The organism is Gloeocapsopsis crepidinum LEGE 06123 (genome assembly GCF_015207655.1).
Taxonomy (GTDB): domain Bacteria; phylum Cyanobacteriota; class Cyanobacteriia; order Cyanobacteriales; family Chroococcidiopsidaceae; genus Gloeocapsopsis; species Gloeocapsopsis crepidinum.
In genome coordinates, this window is sequence record NZ_JADEWN010000032.1 from 1 (window position 1) to 19,460 (window position 19,460).

18 protein-coding genes and 1 tRNA gene are annotated in these 19,460 nt (G+C 42.1%); 9 read left to right on the forward strand and 10 right to left on the reverse strand.

Annotated features, from left to right (window positions below):
* Window positions 1–403: 403 nt before the first annotated feature.
* Window positions 404–1,387, reverse strand: coding sequence for a DnaJ C-terminal domain-containing protein (locus IQ230_RS13715; RefSeq protein WP_193932530.1), 984 nt, complete (start codon window positions 1,385–1,387; stop codon window positions 404–406).
* Window positions 1,388–1,481: 94 nt separating this feature from the next.
* The gene (dnaK, locus tag IQ230_RS13720) at window positions 1,482–3,497 is read right to left on the reverse strand and encodes a molecular chaperone DnaK (protein WP_193932531.1); all 2,016 of its coding nucleotides are present in this window, start codon (window positions 3,495–3,497) and stop codon (window positions 1,482–1,484) included.
* A gap of 760 nt (window positions 3,498–4,257) precedes the next feature.
* On the opposite strand from dnaK, the gene pds reads away from it, so the two are divergent.
* From pds to IQ230_RS13735, 3 genes are all read left to right on the forward strand, one after another.
* A complete protein-coding gene (pds, locus tag IQ230_RS13725; RefSeq protein WP_193932532.1) occupies window positions 4,258–5,697 on the forward strand; it encodes a 15-cis-phytoene desaturase in 1,440 nt (479 codons plus the stop codon).
* On the forward strand, window positions 5,681–6,613 hold the full coding sequence (gene crtB / locus IQ230_RS13730; RefSeq protein ID WP_193932533.1) for a 15-cis-phytoene synthase CrtB: 933 nt from the start codon (window positions 5,681–5,683) through the stop codon (window positions 6,611–6,613). Before pds ends, crtB begins: the two co-directional genes overlap by 17 nt.
* A 94-nt stretch (window positions 6,614–6,707) precedes the next feature.
* Window positions 6,708–6,796 (forward strand) — tRNA-Ser (locus IQ230_RS13735).
* Window positions 6,797–6,800: 4 nt separating this feature from the next.
* On the opposite strand, the gene IQ230_RS13740 is transcribed toward IQ230_RS13735, so the two are convergent.
* The 8 genes from IQ230_RS13740 to IQ230_RS13775 all read right to left on the reverse strand — a co-directional run bounded on the left by IQ230_RS13740 (window position 6,801) and on the right by IQ230_RS13775 (window position 13,757).
* Window positions 6,801–8,537, reverse strand: a complete 1,737-nt coding sequence (locus IQ230_RS13740; RefSeq protein ID WP_193932534.1) for a UvrD-helicase domain-containing protein — start codon at window positions 8,535–8,537, stop codon at window positions 6,801–6,803.
* Between the two features lie 120 nt (window positions 8,538–8,657).
* A complete protein-coding gene (locus IQ230_RS13745; protein WP_193932535.1) occupies window positions 8,658–8,951 on the reverse strand; it encodes a type II toxin-antitoxin system RelE family toxin in 294 nt (97 codons plus the stop codon).
* Window positions 8,948–9,196: a type II toxin-antitoxin system Phd/YefM family antitoxin gene (locus tag IQ230_RS13750; protein WP_193932536.1), complete on the reverse strand. Its 249-nt coding sequence runs from the start codon at window positions 9,194–9,196 to the stop codon at window positions 8,948–8,950. The genes IQ230_RS13745 and IQ230_RS13750 overlap by 4 nt, the downstream gene beginning before the upstream one ends.
* A 36-nt stretch (window positions 9,197–9,232) precedes the next feature.
* Window positions 9,233–9,490, reverse strand: coding sequence for a type II toxin-antitoxin system BrnA family antitoxin (brnA, locus tag IQ230_RS13755; RefSeq protein ID WP_193932537.1), 258 nt, complete (start codon window positions 9,488–9,490; stop codon window positions 9,233–9,235).
* Window positions 9,477–9,740 (reverse strand): BrnT family toxin, encoded by a 264-nt coding sequence (locus IQ230_RS13760; protein ID WP_193932538.1) that lies wholly within the window; start codon window positions 9,738–9,740, stop codon window positions 9,477–9,479. The genes brnA and IQ230_RS13760 overlap by 14 nt, the downstream gene beginning before the upstream one ends.
* A 58-nt stretch (window positions 9,741–9,798) precedes the next feature.
* Entirely contained in the window at window positions 9,799–10,173 is a 375-nt protein-coding gene (locus IQ230_RS13765; protein ID WP_193932539.1) for a hypothetical protein, read from the reverse strand.
* A 169-nt stretch (window positions 10,174–10,342) separates the two neighbouring features.
* The gene (locus tag IQ230_RS13770; protein ID WP_193932540.1) at window positions 10,343–13,252 is read right to left on the reverse strand and encodes a DUF3854 domain-containing protein; all 2,910 of its coding nucleotides are present in this window, start codon (window positions 13,250–13,252) and stop codon (window positions 10,343–10,345) included.
* Window positions 13,253–13,616: 364 nt separating this feature from the next.
* Window positions 13,617–13,757, reverse strand: a complete 141-nt coding sequence (locus IQ230_RS13775) for a hypothetical protein (RefSeq protein ID WP_193932541.1) — start codon at window positions 13,755–13,757, stop codon at window positions 13,617–13,619.
* A 153-nt stretch (window positions 13,758–13,910) separates the two neighbouring features.
* Between IQ230_RS13775 and IQ230_RS13780 the strand changes: the two genes are divergently transcribed.
* From IQ230_RS13780 to IQ230_RS13805, 6 genes are read left to right on the forward strand one after another with little or no spacing between them, the layout of a single operon-like run.
* A complete protein-coding gene (locus IQ230_RS13780; RefSeq protein WP_193932542.1) occupies window positions 13,911–14,240 on the forward strand; it encodes a hypothetical protein in 330 nt (109 codons plus the stop codon).
* 2 nt (window positions 14,241–14,242) lie between these two features.
* Window positions 14,243–15,019: a hypothetical protein gene (locus IQ230_RS13785; RefSeq protein WP_193932543.1), complete on the forward strand. Its 777-nt coding sequence runs from the start codon at window positions 14,243–14,245 to the stop codon at window positions 15,017–15,019.
* Window positions 15,019–15,516 carry a hypothetical protein gene (locus IQ230_RS13790; RefSeq protein WP_193932544.1) on the forward strand — a complete coding sequence of 166 codons (498 nt, stop codon included), beginning with the start codon at window positions 15,019–15,021 and terminating at the stop codon, window positions 15,514–15,516. The genes IQ230_RS13785 and IQ230_RS13790 overlap by 1 nt, the downstream gene beginning before the upstream one ends.
* Before the next feature lie 3 nt (window positions 15,517–15,519).
* Window positions 15,520–16,095: a hypothetical protein gene (locus IQ230_RS13795; protein WP_193932545.1), complete on the forward strand. Its 576-nt coding sequence runs from the start codon at window positions 15,520–15,522 to the stop codon at window positions 16,093–16,095.
* Window position 16,096: 1 nt separating this feature from the next.
* Window positions 16,097–18,568: a hypothetical protein gene (locus tag IQ230_RS13800; RefSeq protein ID WP_193932546.1), complete on the forward strand. Its 2,472-nt coding sequence runs from the start codon at window positions 16,097–16,099 to the stop codon at window positions 18,566–18,568.
* Window positions 18,555–19,385, forward strand: coding sequence for a hypothetical protein (locus IQ230_RS13805; RefSeq protein ID WP_193932547.1), 831 nt, complete (start codon window positions 18,555–18,557; stop codon window positions 19,383–19,385). Before IQ230_RS13800 ends, IQ230_RS13805 begins: the two co-directional genes overlap by 14 nt.
* Window positions 19,386–19,460 lie beyond the last annotated feature (75 nt).

A 19,460-nucleotide genomic window follows, 5' to 3' on the forward strand; every position in this document is an offset into this window, starting at 1 on the left:
TTCGACTCACTTGATGCTGTTACAGATGTCCTTTGCCAAGGCTTGCAGGAGTTAATGCTAGCTCCTGCAAAGCTGTCTTCCATGACCTACTTCCCTCATCTGAGAATTGTTCTTTAGAACGCGGTTTAGTATTATTTCTCTTCGTAGATGTATCGGCTTAAGTGTAAATTTTTACCTTTTGACTATTGACAATTAATACGCTTAATTATAGGAAAAGTTATTAGTAATAGCTTGCATTAAGGGAAAGGTTGGCAAAAAGCTGCTTTTGTATTAGCTTGAGCAGTAACGAAGATCTCAAAGAGACTTTTTTTCTGATCTCCAACAGCTCACTAGCTATGGATATCTTATTTGAGACAGCAAAATTCCTTGTTTAGCTCATGTTTCCTACACCCGTTAACCTTAATTACACAGGTAAATCAGTACGAGGGTTGTAAGCTGTGGCTTTGTGCAGTTTTTCATAGAGTTCTCTTTCTTGAGAACTCAAATTTTTGGGAACGACGATTTGAATTTCTACTAATTGATCGCCGCGTTGACCTTCTTCATCGGGGTAGCCTTTACTTGCTAAACGTAGCCTTTGACCTGACTTAACTCCTGGAGGAATGTTCATTTTCACTCTACCGTCTAAAGTTGGTACTTCCACAGGAATTCCTAATGCTGCTTCACTGGGAGTAACAGGTACTTGGATAGCAATATCATTGCCTTCTAACTTAAAGAAATGGTGGGGAGACACAGTAATTTTCAGGTATAAGTCACCACCACCAAGACCTTGCTCTCGTAAGCGGATTGTTTGACCTGTAATCATTCCAGAAGGCATATTAATTTCTAGCGATCGCCCATCTTCTAAGCGAATTCGCTCAATTCCACCCTGATAGGCTTTTTCCAAGGGTAAAGTTAATTTTGCTTCAACATCGCGACGACTTGAACGTGAAGAAATTGTGTAAGCAGTTCGCGTTGTTCCTGGACGAAAAGGATCGCGAGGTGGACTACTTGGAGGTGGAGAAGAATTCTTGCCGTTTCTTTCTTTGCGACGTCCTAGTACTTGGTCAATAAAGGTATTAAAATCAGAAAATTGACCATAATCAACATCATCTGTACTACCACGGCGATCGCTCCAAGATTTTGCTCGTGCAGTTTGCTTACTCCAAAACCCTTTTTTCCAGTGACTACTGTATTCGTCATACTGCGCCCTTTTCGTTTGGTCAGAGAGAATTTCGTAAGCCTCGTTGATATCTTTAAATTTCTCCTCGGCTTCTTTATTCCCTGGGTTTAAGTCAGGATGATATTGTCGCGCTAACCGTCGAAAGACCTTCTTTATCTCCTCATTTGTCGCGTCTCTAGGTACTCCTAAAATTTCGTAATAGTCCCGAAAGTTTTGCACGTTTTGCATAGTTTAGCGATCAGCTATCAGCCCTCAGCTATCAGCTTTCAAAGTTGTCAGTTCAAACTAGTTTAATCGCCGCAAGCAGTCACAGTCGAGTGAGTTACAGCCAGTTGTCATCGTCTTCATCCCAGTTATCTTGATAAGACGGACGCGGTCTACTTGACCTGTCATTATAGGTTGGTCTGTCATTATAATATGGGGAGTAAGGGGAACGCGTCTCTCGCCTTGGTGGTTCCCAGTCATCTTCGCCAGTGAAGATACGACGAATTGAGCCAAACAAATCATCATCTTCGTCCTCACTAAAATATTGTCGAACTTCGCGGTTGAGTTCATACAATGCATCTTGGAGATCAGCGTAAGCTTGATCAATTCCTCGATCGTTTTCCTTAGCAAGATATTCGCGCAATTCTCGACTAATTGCTTCAATGCGTTGTCTGCGACTTCGTGCGAACTGCATCCCAAAGTCCAACCCAATTTCTTTAAGCTGTCTTTCTGCTTGTAAAATCAAAGCCTCAGCACGAGTGCGCTTTTCTACCTTTTCTTTCCGTTTGCGGTCAGATTGGGCATATTGTTCTGCTTCTTGAATCATTCGCCGGACTTCTGCTTCGCTTAGGGTAGAAGCACCTTGAATCGTAACACTCTGTTCGCGACCTGTCGTTCGGTCAAGGGCTGTTACTAACAAAATGCCATTGGCATCAATGTCAAATGCGACTTGAATTTGCGGCACACCTCGCGGTGCAGGAGAAATACCCGTGAGTTTAAACCTGCCCAGGGATTTATTATCACCTGCCATTTCGCGTTCGCCTTGAACAACATGGATTTCCACTAAAGTTTGGTTATTACTTGCCGTGGAAAAGATGTCAGACCGCCGCACTGGAATTGTCGTATTGCGGGGAATAAGTTTCTTCATCACGCCGTTACTTGTTTCCAACCCCAACGACAATGGCGTCACATCCAACAACAGAATATCTTTGACTTCTCCGCCTAGAATTCCGGCTTGAATCGCTGCACCGACTGCAACAACTTCATCAGGGTTGACATTTTGGTTCGGTTCTAGACCAATCATGGCGCGGACGATTTGCTGTACCATTGGCATTCGCGTACCGCCGCCAACAAGAACTACTTCTTCAATATCTGTGGGTCGAAGATTAGCATCTGTCAGTGCGCGTTTTACGGGCGTACGCAGTCGCGCCACCAAGTCAGTACACAGCCCTTCAAATTGCGTCCGCGTTAAGCGTGTTTCTAGGTGTTTAGGTCCATCTGCTGTTGCCGTGATGAAGGGTAAATTAATGTCAGTGACCGTTACGCCAGAAAGTTCAATTTTGGCTTTTTCTGCGGCTTCTGTGAGGCGTTGAAGGGCTTGGCGATCGCGTCTTAAATCAACTTCCTCAGTCTCTAAAAACTGATCTGCTAGCCAGTCAACAATTTTTTTGTCAAAATCATTACCACCAAGTTGAGTATCGCCACTTGTAGCTTTCACCTCAAATACACCATCACCAACTTCTAATACCGATACGTCAAACGTGCCGCCACCTAAATCGAATACTAGAATTGTTTGGTTTTCTTGCTTGTCTAAACCGTAGGCTAAAGATGCAGCAGTCGGTTCATTTAATATCCGCAACACTTCCAACCCTGCAATTCGTCCCGCATCGCGTGTGGCTTGTCGTTGAGAATCATTAAAGTATGCTGGTACTGTTAGAACTGCTCCAGTTATTGGTTCGCCCAAGTATCGGCTAGCGTCTTCTACAAGTTTGCGTAGCACCATTGCACTAATTTCTTCTGGCGCAAAATCTTTATCCAGACGCGGACACTTGATTTTGACGTTACCTGCCTCGTCTCTCCGTACGGTGTATGGCACTCGTTTTGATTCTGGACTGAGTTCGCCATATTTGCGACCAATAAATCGTTTAACGGCGTAGAAGGTATTTTGGGGGTTGAGAACGGTTTGTCGCCGTGCCATCTCCCCAACAACTCGCTCTCCGTCTTTGCTGAAGCTTACCACCGAGGGAGTAGTCCGCATTCCTTCGGCATTGGCAATCACCACCGGCTTGCCACCCTCCATGACAGCTACCACTGAGTTGGTTGTACCAAGGTCTATGCCGACTACTTTGCCCATGCGTTGATGTTCTCCTCGCGCGTTTTAATAAATTATTGTTGAGAACCTTTGCTGAATCAATTGTATCTTGCTAGCGAGGGATACATAAGGCAGCGATCGCGCTTTGCTCAAGCAAAAGGTATATAACACTTTAATCAAGATTGACCACGACCGCCTATTTGCCGAGTTTTTAGCTTTTTTAACAGAAGTCGTTACCTATATAGAATAGAACCTGAATTGCCCACTTTCTTGGATAAATGAAGTCTTTACAGATGTTACAGATGGAGAACAACATGCAGTTAATTTGATTGCCAAAGCGTGGTTCTGCGCTCAAGAGTCATAAATTTTCTTATCCATATCGCTTAAGCCACAGCTCAAAGCAACTTTGGTAGACGAATTTGTTACTTCGCTCGGTTATACGAGAAATTTGCTCCACCAGTTTACTCTATGAGCAGTTAAAAAATTTGGGTGAGGTCTTGTCGGATTTTTTGGTTGCTGCTGATTCGGTAACTTGATAGAACCGCGAAACGAATTGAGCAAGCTGTAACAGAAGTGCAGTTGATACTGTTATGTAAACATTTTTTGTGTAAATTCAGCCGAGAAAGTTACTTGTAGAAACGTATCAATCGCAAGTCGTACCTTGATTTCATCATAATTCTGCTGTCAGAGTTGTAGTGTACTAATCTCCTCGGTCTTCGCTTGGCAGCTACAAATGTAAAGGAATGCAAAGTATAATGAGACCGAGTAAACATCAAAACACTGAAGGTCAAATACAAAAGAGATGCGAGTAGCGATCGCTGGGGCAGGTTTAGCAGGACTTTCCTGCGCGAAATATCTCACAGACGCTGGTCACACTCCCATTGTTTTGGAAAGCCGAGATGTATTGGGGGGTTTGGTTGCAGCTTGGCAAGACAACGATGGCGACTGGTACGAAACTGGGCTGCACGTTTTCTTTGGGGCATATCCCAATATGTTGCAGTTGTTTAAAGAACTGGGCATTGAAGATCGTTTGCAGTGGAAAGAACACACGATGATCTTCAATCAACCTGAAAAACCAGGTACATACAGCAGGTTTGATTTTCCTAACTTACCCGCACCCTTGAATGGTATTGTGGCAATCTTGCGCAACAACGACATGCTGACTTGGAGTGAAAAAATTGAGTTAGCAAAAGGTTTGGTTCCCGCGATGCTGCGAGGGCAAAAGTATGTAGAAGCGACAGATCAATACACTTTTTCTGAATGGTTGAAGCAGCAAGGCGTCAGCGATGAGGTACAACAAGATATTTTTATCGCTGCGTCCAAATCGCTCAATTTTATCAACCCAGATGAAATATCAGCTGTCGTATTGTTAACAGCTTTAAGCCGCTTTCTCCAACAAAAAGATGGCTCAAAAATGGCATTTCTTGATGGTTCACCAACCGAACGTCTGTGTCAACCACTGGTAGATTACATCAGCGAACGTGGTGGAGAAGTCCATGTAAATGCGCCCTTGAAAGAAATTTTGCTCAACGCTGATGGTAGTGTTAAAGGCTATCTGATGCGCGGGTTAAATGGGGCGGAAGATTTTGTCATAACGGCTGATGCTTATGTCTCAGCGATGTCTGTTGATGTTGTTAAAGTCTTATTACCAGAAATCTGGAAGCAAAATGAGTATTTCCAACTTTTGGAAGGACTTGAAGGAGTACCAGTTGTTAACTTGCAATTGTGGTTTGACCGCAAGTTGACCGATATTGATCAATTGCTATTTTCGCGATCGCCACTTTTGAGCGTTTACGCGGATATGAGTAATACCTGTCGCGGGTATGCCGATCCTGACCGCTCGATGTTGGAATTAGTTCTTGCTCCTGCCAAAGATTGGATTAAGAAGTCTGATGAAGAAATTTTACAAGCAACGTTGGCAGAGTTAGAAAACCTCTTTCCAGCACACTTCGGTGGAGACAATCCGGCAAAGCTGTTGAAATACCACGTAGTCAAGACACCACGGTCAGTTTACACAGCAATACCAGGGCGTCAAAATTACCGCCCTACCCAGCAAACTCCAATCAATAATTTTTATCTTAGCGGGAGTTACACCATGCAACCATATCTAGGTAGCATGGAAGGTGCCGTACTTTCTGGTAAGCTGACAGCGCAGGCAATTAATGCAGCCCATCAGTCGGCAAATTCTCATAGCCTGCAAATGCAAAACATCCAGCCTGCAACGAATGCTGCAACTGCCTGATTCTCTGTGCATGAAAAAGCTCGCATCTGTGGAGGATGCATACCAACTTTGCCGTCAGATCATGGCAAAGTATGCCAAGACCTTTTATCTCGCCACACTGCTGATGAGCGAGGAAAAACGCCGTGCTATCTGGGCAATCTATGCCTGGTGTCGCCGTACTGACGAGTTAGTCGATGGTCCAGCTGCTGCTATGACAACTCCTGAAACATTGGAACTATGGGAGCAGCAACTAGAATCCGTGTTTGCGGGACATCCCGTTGATGACATGGATGTTGCTTTAGTCGATACTATCCAGCAGTTTCCAGACTTGAACATTCAACCGTTTCGGGACATGATTGCTGGACAACGAATGGATCTGTATCGAAGTCGTTATGAGACGTTTGAGCAGTTAAATCTTTACTGTTACCGAGTGGCGGGAACTGTAGGTTTAATGTCAACTGCTGTTATGGGCATTGAACCGGCAAAGACGACAGCCGCATGGCAGCAAAATCAAGCACCGCACGATCCGACTCCAAAAGCGATCGCCCTAGGAATTGCCAAACAACTCACGAATATTCTGCGGGATGTGGGCGAGGATGCCCGTCGGGGACGGATTTATCTGCCTCTAGAAGATCTCAAACGTTTCAATTACTCTGAAGAAGAGCTATTTCAAGGTGTGGTAGACGATCGCTGGCGAGAACTGATGCGCTTCCAAATTGGGCGGACACGACAGATCTATGCTGATGCGGAAACAGGAATTAGTTACCTATCACCTGATGCACGTCTTCCGGTATGGGCAGCATTGATGCATTACAGTCAAATTTTGAGTGTTATTGAACGCAATGACTACGACGTGTTCCGCCAACGCGCTTATGTCACGCAGGTGCGAAAATTACGTACATTACCAATTGCGTGGTTGCGATCGCAGGCACTTTAGTTAAGAGCTAGCGGTTAGGAAAATATATCTTAAAATCGACTTCTAGCTTTTGCTTGTTGCCTTTAAGTGTGATAATATATTGTTTCGTGACCCTGGAGAGGTGGCTGAGTGGTCGAAAGCGGCGGATTGCTAATCCGTTAAGGATGTCAACATCCTTCGAGGGTTCAAATCCCTCCCTCTCCGTATTTCAGCGTTTTATTCCAAAAGTAGACTTATCCCGTTTGGAATAGTTTTGACATAAAGTTTTACTTTGTCGAGGCAAAATCTCTGTTTTTGGTTCAAACATTTGACTTACTTTTGGAATAACTTGATCAGGTTGCAGATATTCGATCGTCACTTCAATTTCGGGTTGTTCCTCTTCTTCGTCCTCGCTGGGTTCATCTTCTTTAATAAAATAGAGTTCTTCTTTAGCTCTGGTCAGAGCAACATACTTTAGATTCTCTTCTTGGTCTTTTTCCCAGTCTTGCTGATTTGGATATTTTAAAGGCAGTTGATCGGGACGCAAGATAAATACTCTTTTCTCCTCTAACCCTTTGGCGCGGTGAACAGTACTTAGTACAACTGAACTACGGACGTCCGAAAACAATTGTTCAATTTCTTGGCAGAATTGCTCAATGTTCTGACTATTAAAAGACTTGTAACAGATCCAGATGCCATCAAGGCGATCGCACAAAGACTGTTGCTGGCTTTCGCTATTTTTACGTTGTGCCAGCTTAGCTATTTTGGTTTCTTTGTACTCCTCTAGAAATTTGCCGAAGTGTTCAAAATCGAAATCTGGATCTGATCCAACTTCTCTGACGATCGCTGTAAGTGATTTCCCGATATCTCGACCTCGAACCCTTGCAGGTATTCTTTGCGCAATCAATTCGATACACAAGTTGATAGCAGGGGCTGTGCATCGCGAGACGACTAGATCGCCTTCTCTGATTATCTTTGAAACTTTTGTTCGGGGAATGTGTCTGACAACGCCCTCTATAGCGTTTGGCGCAGCTTCAATCTGCGGTACTAGTTTCTGAGCTAGCTTGATGTGTTTTTTTGGGCAACGGTAGCAGATGCTTAGAGGCAGAATCGTAGCTTGCGTTTTTTCAATGATCTGATCAAAGGAATCAGAGCTTGCACCTGCAAAACCATAAATCGCTTGATGGCGATCGCCTACAAATAGTAGTCGCCCACCGCTGCCACGCATCTTTAAAACAAGGTCGAGTTGTGCTGGTGAGAGATCCTGACACTCATCAATAAAGATCCACTCTTGTTTTGAAGGTGTTAAGTTCCACTGGTAAGGCAACCAAAGCATATCGTCATAGCTAATCGTTGCACTGTCAGCAGCCATTCTTTCCCCATCACGCAGGAGAGAAACAAGAGGATAATGCAGCGTCCTCAAATCAAGCGAATCATCCAAGCAATTAAAGTGCGCGATCGTTGCTTCCACTGCGTCGTAATCATGAAATGGTGTTAACGTCACCATACAAAAATGTGCTAATTGCTTGAGTTGATTAGCAATAAAGGTCGCAGTTGGTGGATCTTTTGGTTCCTTGGTGTCTCTATTTTTAGATCGCGCCCACTGTTTGAGAGCTAATTGATAGCGCGAAAATAATCCTTCTGCAATCTCCTTGGCGTAGTCTCTGGCAATGTCGGTGTATTTATGTTCGTCAACGATCGCGTTACCCAAGTGATTGCGGATCGTACTCATTCCGATCGAGTGAATCGTTTTACAAGCCATTGATTTACCGATGCGCAGCTGTAGTTCTTTGGCAACGTGCTTATTGAAGGCTAAGAATGTTGCTTTCTCGGAGCGGAGCCGTGACGCGGCTTCTACAAGCGTTGTTGTCTTTCCACTTCCTGCATAGGCTTCGATAACAGCATCGCCACGTCCGTTTGTTACCCAGTCAAAAATAGCGGTCTGATATTTGGATGGAGTAAACATTGAATGTCCTCCCTCGACAGCAATATTTTACTAGTACGAGCGCATATTTCAGGGAAAGACATTGACAACAAGGCTTGCTTACTGCGATCGCATCGATCGCTTTATGTCAACAACGGAAGTTTACAGGTTGCGGTAAACTTCGCCATCGTTGCGTTTCCCTACCCTAAAAACTTCGACAATTTGAGATTCTTCATCAATGGTGTACAAAATGCGATATTCACCTTGATTGACGCGGTAGCCCCCAGGGTAGCCTTTGAGTGCTGCGCAATCTTGAGGCTTGGGATTGCCTTGAAGTGAAAAGATTTTTTTGGCAACTTGGGTAAATTGTTTGGCTTGGAGATTGAATAAGTCTTTTTCTGCTGTCTTAGCAATCCGCAATGCGTACCGCCGTCCGTGTGTATCTGACTCGCTCATTCGCCTCGACTAGCAATAATTGACTCTAACGTCACGAAGCCGTCGTTTTGTTCGACTGCGCGGCGTAATTCCATTGAATCAATTGCATCTTCTAGCGCTTCCAAACGATTGAGATCCTCAAGGCTGACAATTGCAGCTACAGGTTTACCGTGGCGCTCTAACAAAATTCGCTCGTTTGCATAATTAACGCGATTGATTAGCTCTGGTAGGTTGTTGCGAGCTTCACTAACGTTGGTTTTTGTCATTAGCATACAAAGTGTATGTTTTGTACAAATTATACACTAATTGCTGATGCGATCGCTTTTATGCTTAGCTGCGTGGTTGAATTCTAAACGCTCCGCTAACCACATCTTGATAAGTGATTGTCGTGTCACTCCTAATCGCTGTGCTTCTTGATCGAGCGCGTCGATCATCCATGCGGGGAAGTCAACGTTTACTCGCTTGAGCGAATAAGCAGGACGTAACGCCTTTGATAGCTCTAAAAATTCTGTAACGTCTTCTCCAGAATCAAACTTTTCGTCAAACTCACTTGCCTTCATAAATTGCTACCTCTTCGGATCTAGCACGACGTACTGAAATGATGCGTATTTTGTAACCGCGATAGGTCATGACTGCGGACCAACACTTATCAGCAATTCTCCCAATGACTAAATATCGTGGTTCGTCGGACGTTCTTGCTGGAATTTGAATGCGATTTGTATCGCTCCAAAGAGCTTGTGCTTCTCTAAAGTCGATGCCGTGCTTTTCTTTGTTTGAACAACTCTTATTTTTGTCAAATTCAAAGTCCAATTTGAAAAGTATAGAAACAGCATAAAAACTATACCGTAATTATACTTTTCAAAAGTGCTTATGGTTTAGCATCTGGCGTTACAGGACGTAACCAATTGACCTGAGCCTCCCAAGCACGGCTTACACCAGGAAAGCGAATATCGGCTAGATGTATTGTCTGTCCGTACTTGTAGCCTTGCTTAAGGCGGGTAATTGTGCCGATTTTGCCGTGGTACTTGGAGCCAGGGCAATCGATTTGCACTTGATCGCCTATTTTGAAAGTGTGATTATTCTGATTTTGATCAGCAAAATTTTTTGTTGAGTTGTCTACAGAAATACCTGCATTCCCCTGTATAAGTGCATTTGAGCCTGATGAATTGGTTAGATTGGCATTGTTGGCAGAACCAACACTTGAAGCACTCGGTGAAGCAAAGTGAGGCAAATGGTGAAGCAACGGTGAAGCTGGAAGTGGCTCAGGGAGCGGCGGTGAATCTGGGATGCAACAATCTACTAGCTTTTACATACTGATCGCTTTTCCGATATTTTTGTCAAATTCAAAGTCCAATTTGAAAAGTATAGAAACAGCATAAAAACTATACCGTAATTATACTTTTCAAAAGTGCTTATGGTTTAGCATCTGGCGTTACAGGACGTAACCAATTGACCTGAGCCTCCCAAGCACGGCTTACACCAGGAAAGCGAATATCGGCTAGATGTATTGTCTGTCCGTACTTGTAGCCTTGCTTAAGGCGGGTAATTGTGCCGATTTTGCCGTGGTACTTGGAGCCAGGGCAATCGATTTGCACTTGATCGCCTATTTTGAAAGTGTGATTATTCTGATTTTGATCAGCAAAATTTTTTGTGGTATTGCCTAAAGTGATATCTCCTGATCCAGTATTCAAAGCTCTATTTGCTGAAACAACGTTCAAATAAGCGTTTGGGCTGTCAGTTGAGGTCAGGGGTGAATTGTCAGCTGAGGCACTGCATAAGTCACCAGCTGAGGCACTGCATAAGTCACTAACGCTCTCAGGGAGCGCAGCTGAGGCAGCTAAGTCACTATTTTGTATCTCCCATCGCTGATTCACGATTTTAATTAATGCCGAGCGTTCTTCTACTGATAATCTCTCAATTTGCTGAAAAATGTAATAAGAAGTAGCTGAGAGTGCCTTATGCGGCTCAGCTGCGCTTTCTGTAAGGGCTGGTGACTTATGCAGTGCCTCAGCTGGTGACTTATGCAGTGCCTCAGCTGTAAATCCAATTCCTGATAAATAAACTTGTCCTGTATGAGATCCACGAGTGTAATCAGTCTCTCTTTTGGTTTTAGGAAATATCTCTTGAAACCTCTGACAGACATCTTTTGATACTTTTACAAGCTTGTCTCCACGCCGTGAAGGTTCTACCCAGTCTCGCTTTGTGTCTCCTTTACTATTTGTTGTAATTGTCAAGAAACCATTATCAACGTACCACTTGAGCAAACTATCGTGTAGCTCCCCCATATAAACCCGACCACCAGGCTGATAATCAAGTCCCACATCCTGACAGAAAGCCCACAAGTGATTTGTATCGCGCTGAATATCGCTCAAAGCCTTATCAGTGCAGCTGTAATCGATTCCCTCACGCGCCACTACTGGCAACGCTGCCAGCATCTTATTAAGCAGCGAGGGGCATATTTCCTTTCTAATGAATTCCGGATCGTATCTAAATCGCGGATCAGCTTCTAATTCTCCTTTACTCGGATCGGCATTCTGCTTAAACGTCTTGTTGAACGACAATACAGCCCAACGTGATTTAATCGCCTCTAGCGACGCTTGCAAGTTGGGCGCGTCGTTGATATTAAAGAAAAACACTGCTACTGGTGTGGTTGAGTATTCAGCGATATTTTTATGCTCAACATCTAGCGGATCGCCCGTCACTACCTTTTTGAGCGTTTGCAGATTATCCAACTGATTGAAGTTTGAATTTTCTGATGACCACGAGACACGAGCGCCTTCTAACTTCGCTAACGGAAATTTACGCCCCTGGTCATACATCACAAAATCATTAATCGTCGCACCCACAACACCGATGCTGTACAACTGCAACACCGTTTCTCGTAAGGCATCCTTGCCATTGTTGCCGCCTCCCTTACACAGTAGCGCCCTGATCCGTTGCCCTCTTAGGCTGCGAATTTTATTCAAATCCAAACTTGCCGCCAAAGTGCGAATAAATATTTCTTGCTGCTCTGATTCAAGACAGGCAAGGAGGCGATCGCAATTACTTGGATCAGCATTCGGATCGAAATTAAACTGGCTGCAATACGTGTAAGGAATATCAGGACTGTGTGGCTGCAACTGCCAGCGAGGTTTATTCCCCTCCCACTCAATCACTAATCTGCCATTCAAACAATTAATTCCTGGAGGATTGATCCGGCTCCGAGCAATTCCGAAATCAATTAGCAGCCAATTGTAGATATTCTCAACGTGCGTCGCGGTGGCATACTTATATTCCCAATCGTAGCTAGTCATCACTGAGGTAGAGGCACACCACGCCGCTATTCGCCGTTTCTCCTCATCAGCATCAGCTAACTCGTAATGCGTACCGATCCACTTATACAAATTCTTGTTATACGAAATCCACTGCGTATTGCTGTACAGACAGCGCTTTGCTTGCAAAATGTAATTATCTTCAGCCGGTGGCACATACAGCGTTTCTTTGTCGCTAAAATCGCTTTTAGAAAGCGATTTACCGCGTGGGGTAATAGGATAAGCTGCTTTCCACTCTTCAAACGTCATAGCTTCATCTACAAGCTGCTTAAATGCTGCTTCACCATGCACAACGATAAAATCATCAATTCCCTTCGTTTCTGGTGGCAAGAGCAGCACTTTAACCACAGATCCTTGGGCTGAAATTAACCGCCCCAACTTATCAAGTGCCTTGCAAACATTCGGATTCAAAAATAAATCAGAATCAAAAGCTAGGACAATCGTCCGCCCCACAGTACAGAATTGCGCTAAATCCTTCTTGAGCCTTCCCTTGCGTTGCCCATTCGTTACTCCTGGCAGTGAAATACACGCTTCCCCACAAGTCAATGCTGCGCCTGCCTTCTTAGCTCCCTCAGTAATCAATACTCTTGTACTAGGAGTATTCAGAATAGTCAGCCAATAATCCGGCTCGCCAGTATCGAGAAACAGCGGTGATGTTTCGGCATTACTCGCATTAAAGTATTTCTGATAATCAGGAGATCCATCGCGCTTAAATTTTGGCTTCCCGTCCTCATGACGATGAACTGGGGTATCAGGTTTAAATTGGCTTCCCTCATAGGTAATTTCTCCTGTTTTTGGATCTACTCCCGTTACTGACCAGCCTGGCCCGTGTTCCCAGTGCTGCCAGCGATGTTTTGTATTGCGATTGAGCAATTCATCTATTTCGCAAGAATCGACGAGCGATCTAATATTCCGTGAAGTAATTTGAGGAGATACCCCACTAGAAATAACCCACTCATCAAAATGTTCGCGGTGAATATGGTTAGGGCAGATATCTTTATACTGGCTCATTTACTTACCCTCCATGCTTTGTAGAGATTGCATTTCGAGGGTTGTAGTCTGGGTGACTACCTTACAGCAAAATATTGTTGTAGAATCCATATGTGATTTGAATTACTCCTTATTTGTGATTGGTTAGTACCCGTATCCCAAATGGAGTGAAAACAACGAAGCCAGCGCATCTAGGTCGTCAAACTCTGTCAGCGCTGGCTTTTGCTTTTTCTACACTCCAAATTAAATCAGGTAAGTAGTGTGCCCGATAACGGTAAAAATACGTAAAATTGGCACTGAGCAGATACAAGCTATTAAATCCTAAAGGCTGCTACGGATCAAGATCCTTCCAGTGAAGTATATATCTAATGATTTTGGGAACCAGTTAATTCTCGTCATCAAAAACTTCATCTTCTTTCTGTAATTCTCGTACTTTTCGCACAACCCGATCGTACATAGCTATTACAATTTCTGGCTCTACATTATCTCCAAATATTTCTGTAGCAGCAGATTGTAAAAGATTCAAAGTATCAACTACGTATATGCAAGAATCTTTAACGTATTCGGGAAATTGCTACAACTGGAGACGCTGTTCATATTTACTCATTCCTTTCATATGCGATCGCCATTCCTCTAAATATCGAATATCTTAGATTAGAAGAATTGAGATATTCCAAAATTGGCAGAACCAACACTTCAGCAAGTATTCGGTGCAGGTGCTACACAAGATGCAACTACACTCACAATTGCAAAAGCAGATTTAGCAGCAGTAGGCTTAACAGCAAGCGCTACCAACACAGCAGAATCATTAATAGTAGGAATTCTTTTGCTTGCTAAAAATACACTTACAGCAGCAGCTTTAGATAGTAATCCAGATCAATCAATATCAATTGAAGATAGCTTTGATTCTTTAGTTACTAGAAACAATCAAACTTTCCGTCAAAAAACATACTCAGTCAATCTCCAAAAGCTTGATACTGCTAGCACAATAGATCCAGACGATTATTAACTATGGCGATCGCAATACGTACTGATAGCTTTGTTGCACCATCAATCACGCAACTAAGCTTGTTTAATGCTATTAAACAAGCTTTTCAGAATGCAGGTTTTGTAACTCCGTTTGATGATTACACAAGCGGCACAGATCGCATCGTTGTTTATGCAATAACACTCGATCCATCAAAAACCTATGGTACTACTTACTTAAGAATTCGCTTAACGTCAAGCTTAGTAATTGGGCAGCAGATTTTAGCAACATGGAATACATCAAATAAAACAGGAACTGACGCCAGTTCTGAAGTAACTTATTCTGCAATTGCAACAAACAACCAAGTTGATTTTGTGGCACTTAATGCCACGCCTGAATTAAATATAGTAATGCTAACGCAAGGCTCAACGGCGATCGCACTTGGATCGATATCGCCTGAAAATAAGCCTAGTTGGTGGAATTTAGAGGCATGGAATTATTGTTTTATTCCCATAGGGAATACTTTTGCAACTTGTCGATCGACTACAAATAATCCTTATGGTAATAGCAGTCATGATACCAGTTTAAACATCAGTAGAATGGGAAGTGCAAATAATCAAACAAACCGACGTGATATGCTTCCTGGAATTATCTTGTATACGCAATCAAATCGAGGAATTAGTGGCAGAACCTCAGACGATCTAGTTATGGTTGCTGCTTCAGGAACTACTCGTTATGATACGCTGCAAATTCCAGGCGATAGCAAACAGTATCTAATTATCGATCCGTCGGTAGGAGGCTTAGCAGTAAGGATTAGTTAATGGCTATTTTCTCAGGTCAAGAGAGTAGAGGTTTTAGCTTCCCCAAGCAAAGTGTTGTGATAACTTCAACACAAATTACTAATGGTTTTGCACAAGTAAATCAAACAAGTTTAAGCACTAATTATTTTGAATTTACAAATCAGGGAATTTACCAAGATTATCTATCAACTTTTTCGCGTTTTTTTGGAGTTAACGCGAAACAAGACAACAATTATTTATACATCAACAAGGCTGATTTAGCAGCACTAACAGCAAATGCCAATAATACAGCAGAATCACTTTTAATAGCCTTGCTACTTCAAATTAAAGAATACGAGTCAAACTCGCTACTATCCAGCGTAGTAGTTGAATATTGGAAAACTCAATTTATTAAACTTCAAGATTATTCAATTATCCTGAATATTTTTGTTGTTAAATTATATGCTTTAGTAAAATTTATTAATTATGAATCTCAAAATGCTAGTGAGCCAATCACACCTAACAATATAATGGATTGATTTATGTACTGTTCTGGCCATAACAAAGCTATTGTTACTTATAAACTAGGCAGCACTGCTAAGCAAGTTTATGAAACCGATAAAACACCTATAGAAGTTACAGCTTATCAAAAAAGAGTAGCAGCTACAAACTCATTTAAAAACGAAGGGTTTGGAATTAATTTTTACAGTCCTAATAATAGAAATTGGGTTACGTGGATAGTTCATGATTATGCTTTTTACCCTATTGAAAATTATGCATATCCTGCCATTTCTCCTTGGTTTTGTGATAGGTTTGATTTTAATAGAAATTCATCGACAAAAGAACTATCAGGACCTAGTATAGCTCTTGATACTCTTACTATACTTCCTGATTTAAAATGTCCTAATCCACTAACATCTCGTTGTTATATAGAAATCAAACACAAAGGATTAATTATATTTCAAGATCAAGGCGATTGTCCCGCTACCTTCACAGTTCAATGTGGCGATTGTCCTGAAGACACAATTCGCTGTAAATGTAAGGAGTATCCTGGCTATTGTTGTTTACCTTGTAAAGATGTAGCAGGGAAAATTAATAATATAGTAGTAAGGGCTTAATATGGCAGATTGTAGTGAAATATATGCGGCGATCGCCCGATTAGAAAGAAAGATTGATTCTATCCCGCGCGTCAATGAGCAGGCAATTATTCAGAAATCAGTTAATCTCTCTAAAAGCGCACTGCTACCAGAATTTGCCAAGTATGCCCCACTAGCTGCATTTGGTGCAGTGCAAAGTAAAGTGAATCTTTTAGGTGGAAAAGTCAACGTATTAGGAAATAGTTTGGACGGGCTAAGATATACAACTAATCAATTAGGGTCAAGGGTTAATGTAGCATCAAAAGTAGCCAATAATGCCAAGGTAGCGACAGATAAATTAGGGCGTAATGTCATCGATCAAAGTAAAAAATTAGGCGAGCTTGGCAGTAAGTATGTGAAGCTCGATCAAAAGATGGGGGGATTACTCTCAAAAATCAATCAATTAGGATCTAGATTAGGGAATTTAGCTCAAAGAATACTGCCTTTATTTAATTTAATTGGAGCAGTTGCAGGGCTTTACGCACTGTATGCTACATTGCGCGTTGTATTCCCTAGATTAGATGCGCAAGATCGCGAACTGGATGCACAAAGACAAGCGCTATCTGATAATTTATCAGCTGCGCATCGCGGCATAAATCTAGCGCGTGCTGCACAGCGTACTGCCGATGACGCACTGAGTAGATCCAAACAAACAGCCTATGAGCTAGTGGGAGTAAGAGCATCTGCTTACGCAGCACAGCAAACAGCTAATGATGGCGTAGCTACAGCTAATCGCGCTAGAGGTGAAGCAACACAAGCACAACGCACAGCAGACGCTGCTAACTCTAAAGCTAGTGACGCGGTGAATGCACTACCTGCAATCAAATCTAGTACAGCCACAGCACAACGCACAGCAGACGCTGCTAACTCTAAAGCTAGTGACGCGGTGAATGCACTACCTGCAATCAGATCTAGTACAGCCACAGCACAACGCACAGCAGACGCTGCACTTGAACAAATCTCATCAATCAGATCCACAGCACAAAAAGCATCTAATCAAGCAGCTCAAGCGCTTAATCAGCAGCCTAAAACTGGTCTCACAACTACACCATCTACTGGAATAACAAGAAGCGAAGCAGAGCTAACACGCTTCATTAATACAACCGTTCGGCAGTCAACAGGAATTACAGCAGAACAAGCTAGAGCAGAACAAATTAGACAACAGCAAGTTGTCATACCTCAAATTGTTAATCAAACTATTCAACAATCACCAGTAATCCAACAGATCCAAAATACAGTTAATATTCAACAACCTACACAAAATGTCAATGCAGCAATTCAACAATCACCTACAATTCAACAACTGCAAAATACAATCAAGGCACAAGAGAAAGTGAATGAGGTAAGCAATCAAAAGTTAGATGCTGTTAGCCAAAAGATTGATAATCTTACTACCATTAATAATCAACAAACTACTTTGCTGGGTAGCATTCAAGATATTATTAAAGGAATCCAAAGAATTATTAATGGTTTTGTTGGTCAAATAAACAACTTAGTTAATCAATTTAGTATTGTAATCAATCAAATAAATGACCTAATTAACAAGCTAAATACCTTTATCCAAAATGTAAATAATCAATTAAGGAGTATTCTTAACTATTTAATTGCTGCTTTAGCAATCCTGACTTTTATGCAGCCATTAATTCCAATTATCTTAGCTAATACAGTAAGTATTATTGGGAGACTAGCTGCAATTAAAACATTCTTGGAGAAATTCGCTAAATCAATTCACCTAGATAAAGTTTTAAACGCACTAACTTTAATCGTTTCTTTGCACAATGCTGCAATGCTATCGCGTAATCTTGGTCAAACATTAGGTGATTTGACAAGCCAAGCTTTAACTGTAGTTGGAATCAAAGACGAGAACGGAGGCACTATTGATGTTAACGAAATACTGAGCAAACAAACTAATGCATTCTTTGAATCAATTCTTGGGGCGGAAGTTTGGGCAGGAATAAAGACAAGCTGGATTAAAGCTAATAATATCCTTGCTAGCGCTTCTCAAATTATGTGGACAGTACGCAGTCTATTTGATTCAGGGAGAGAGATTTTAGAATGGACAGCTGAAAATACAGGTAAAATTGGCAACGCATTAAAACGCTTTCGAGTAGTTGGGGAGAATGCTTATAAATGGATGCCAGAACGAGTAACAGCAACTAATGCTTGGGCGCTGAAAGTAGACAGAATGCGTGAAGGTATTGATTCATTAGATGATGCTGCAAGTAGCCTAACGGGTGTATTAGGAGAGGTGCAGAATATTCAATCAGAATTCGGAGAATTGCAAGAACAGAAGCAACAATTTGAGAATAATTTGAAAGAGTTCACACCTAAAGATAGAGAAGATAATGAACCTGTTAAGCAAGCTGTAGCAGCGGGTAAAATAGCCAGTAAAGCACCAGAGGGCATAGAAACAGTATTTAGAGGAGAAGGAGAATCAGAAGATGCCGGAACCTGATAACTTTACACCTCAAGAACAGCTACAAGATACAACTAAAAGAGTTGCAAATAGGATAATTCGTGAATACTTTAAAGATGTTATTTCACTCGAAAATGATTTAGATCTAACGACACCTCGACAAGCGCTATTAAAAGCTTGCTTGCATAGAGAAGATGATTCATTACTGTTAACTATTGCGCGAAATCAATTGTTTAGTCAGTACACTACTTATACTCGCGATCAATTTCCGATTGTTGCTGGATCTTTGCTAGATGAAATTGATGCAAGCGTTACTTACAAGCCTAAAATTACTTTAGTTTTTAGAGAAGATTTAGATGATGTAGAAGCTGGCTATAAACCCGTAGAGATGGAGACTAGTTGGAGGCTAGTAAATGAAACAAATCAGACGATTACAAAAACAGAATTAACAACAATTGCTAATAAGATTAAAGCTAATTTCGGCACAGGTGGCGGGTATATTTTCAGAAAAGGTAGAAAACTTGTTTACTACAAGAAAAAAACACAGGGTTATCAGTTTCAATTATTAGCTAGAGATTTAGCGACTGGAAAAGATTTAATTAGAGAAATACTTTCAATGAATGGTCATAGTTTAGAAAGTAAAGCTCTATCAGTATCAGAAGTAGATGATGAATTAGAAGCATTCCCATACAATCCAGGTACTCAAACAATATTAGGAAAAAGAAAGCCTAAGCCGCGCCGTCGTCCAATGACTAACGTTAGATTTCGCTATGCCTACGCTACTATCGCTGAATGGGGCGCTCCTGTTTATTTGTATAGTCGGAGTTACTACACTCCAGATTCACTTGTCAACTAGCAAGCAAGGAAAGCTATACTTTCCATCCATTAGCCCAGCAGAATTTCAATGCCATACTTGATTCGTTAACACGTA

Coding starts and splice junctions, on each gene's coding strand:
- pds (WP_193932532.1), top strand. CDS start 4,258: ATGCGAGTAGCGATCGCTGGGGCAGGTTTAGCAGGACTTTCCTGCGCG.
- brnA (WP_193932537.1), bottom strand. CDS start 9,490: ATGAAGGCAAGTGAGTTTGACGAAAAGTTTGATTCTGGAGAAGACGTT.
- IQ230_RS13805 (WP_193932547.1), top strand. CDS start 18,555: ATGCCGGAACCTGATAACTTTACACCTCAAGAACAGCTACAAGATACA.
- IQ230_RS13740 (WP_193932534.1), bottom strand. CDS start 8,537: ATGTTTACTCCATCCAAATATCAGACCGCTATTTTTGACTGGGTAACA.
- dnaK (WP_193932531.1), bottom strand. CDS start 3,497: ATGGGCAAAGTAGTCGGCATAGACCTTGGTACAACCAACTCAGTGGTA.
- IQ230_RS13770 (WP_193932540.1), bottom strand. CDS start 13,252: ATGAGCCAGTATAAAGATATCTGCCCTAACCATATTCACCGCGAACAT.
- IQ230_RS13790 (WP_193932544.1), top strand. CDS start 15,019: ATGGCTATTTTCTCAGGTCAAGAGAGTAGAGGTTTTAGCTTCCCCAAG.
- IQ230_RS13800 (WP_193932546.1), top strand. CDS start 16,097: ATGGCAGATTGTAGTGAAATATATGCGGCGATCGCCCGATTAGAAAGA.
- IQ230_RS13785 (WP_193932543.1), top strand. CDS start 14,243: ATGGCGATCGCAATACGTACTGATAGCTTTGTTGCACCATCAATCACG.
- IQ230_RS13745 (WP_193932535.1), bottom strand. CDS start 8,951: ATGAGCGAGTCAGATACACACGGACGGCGGTACGCATTGCGGATTGCT.
- IQ230_RS13795 (WP_193932545.1), top strand. CDS start 15,520: ATGTACTGTTCTGGCCATAACAAAGCTATTGTTACTTATAAACTAGGC.
- IQ230_RS13750 (WP_193932536.1), bottom strand. CDS start 9,196: ATGACAAAAACCAACGTTAGTGAAGCTCGCAACAACCTACCAGAGCTA.
- IQ230_RS13715 (WP_193932530.1), bottom strand. CDS start 1,387: ATGCAAAACGTGCAAAACTTTCGGGACTATTACGAAATTTTAGGAGTA.
- crtB (WP_193932533.1), top strand. CDS start 5,681: ATGCTGCAACTGCCTGATTCTCTGTGCATGAAAAAGCTCGCATCTGTG.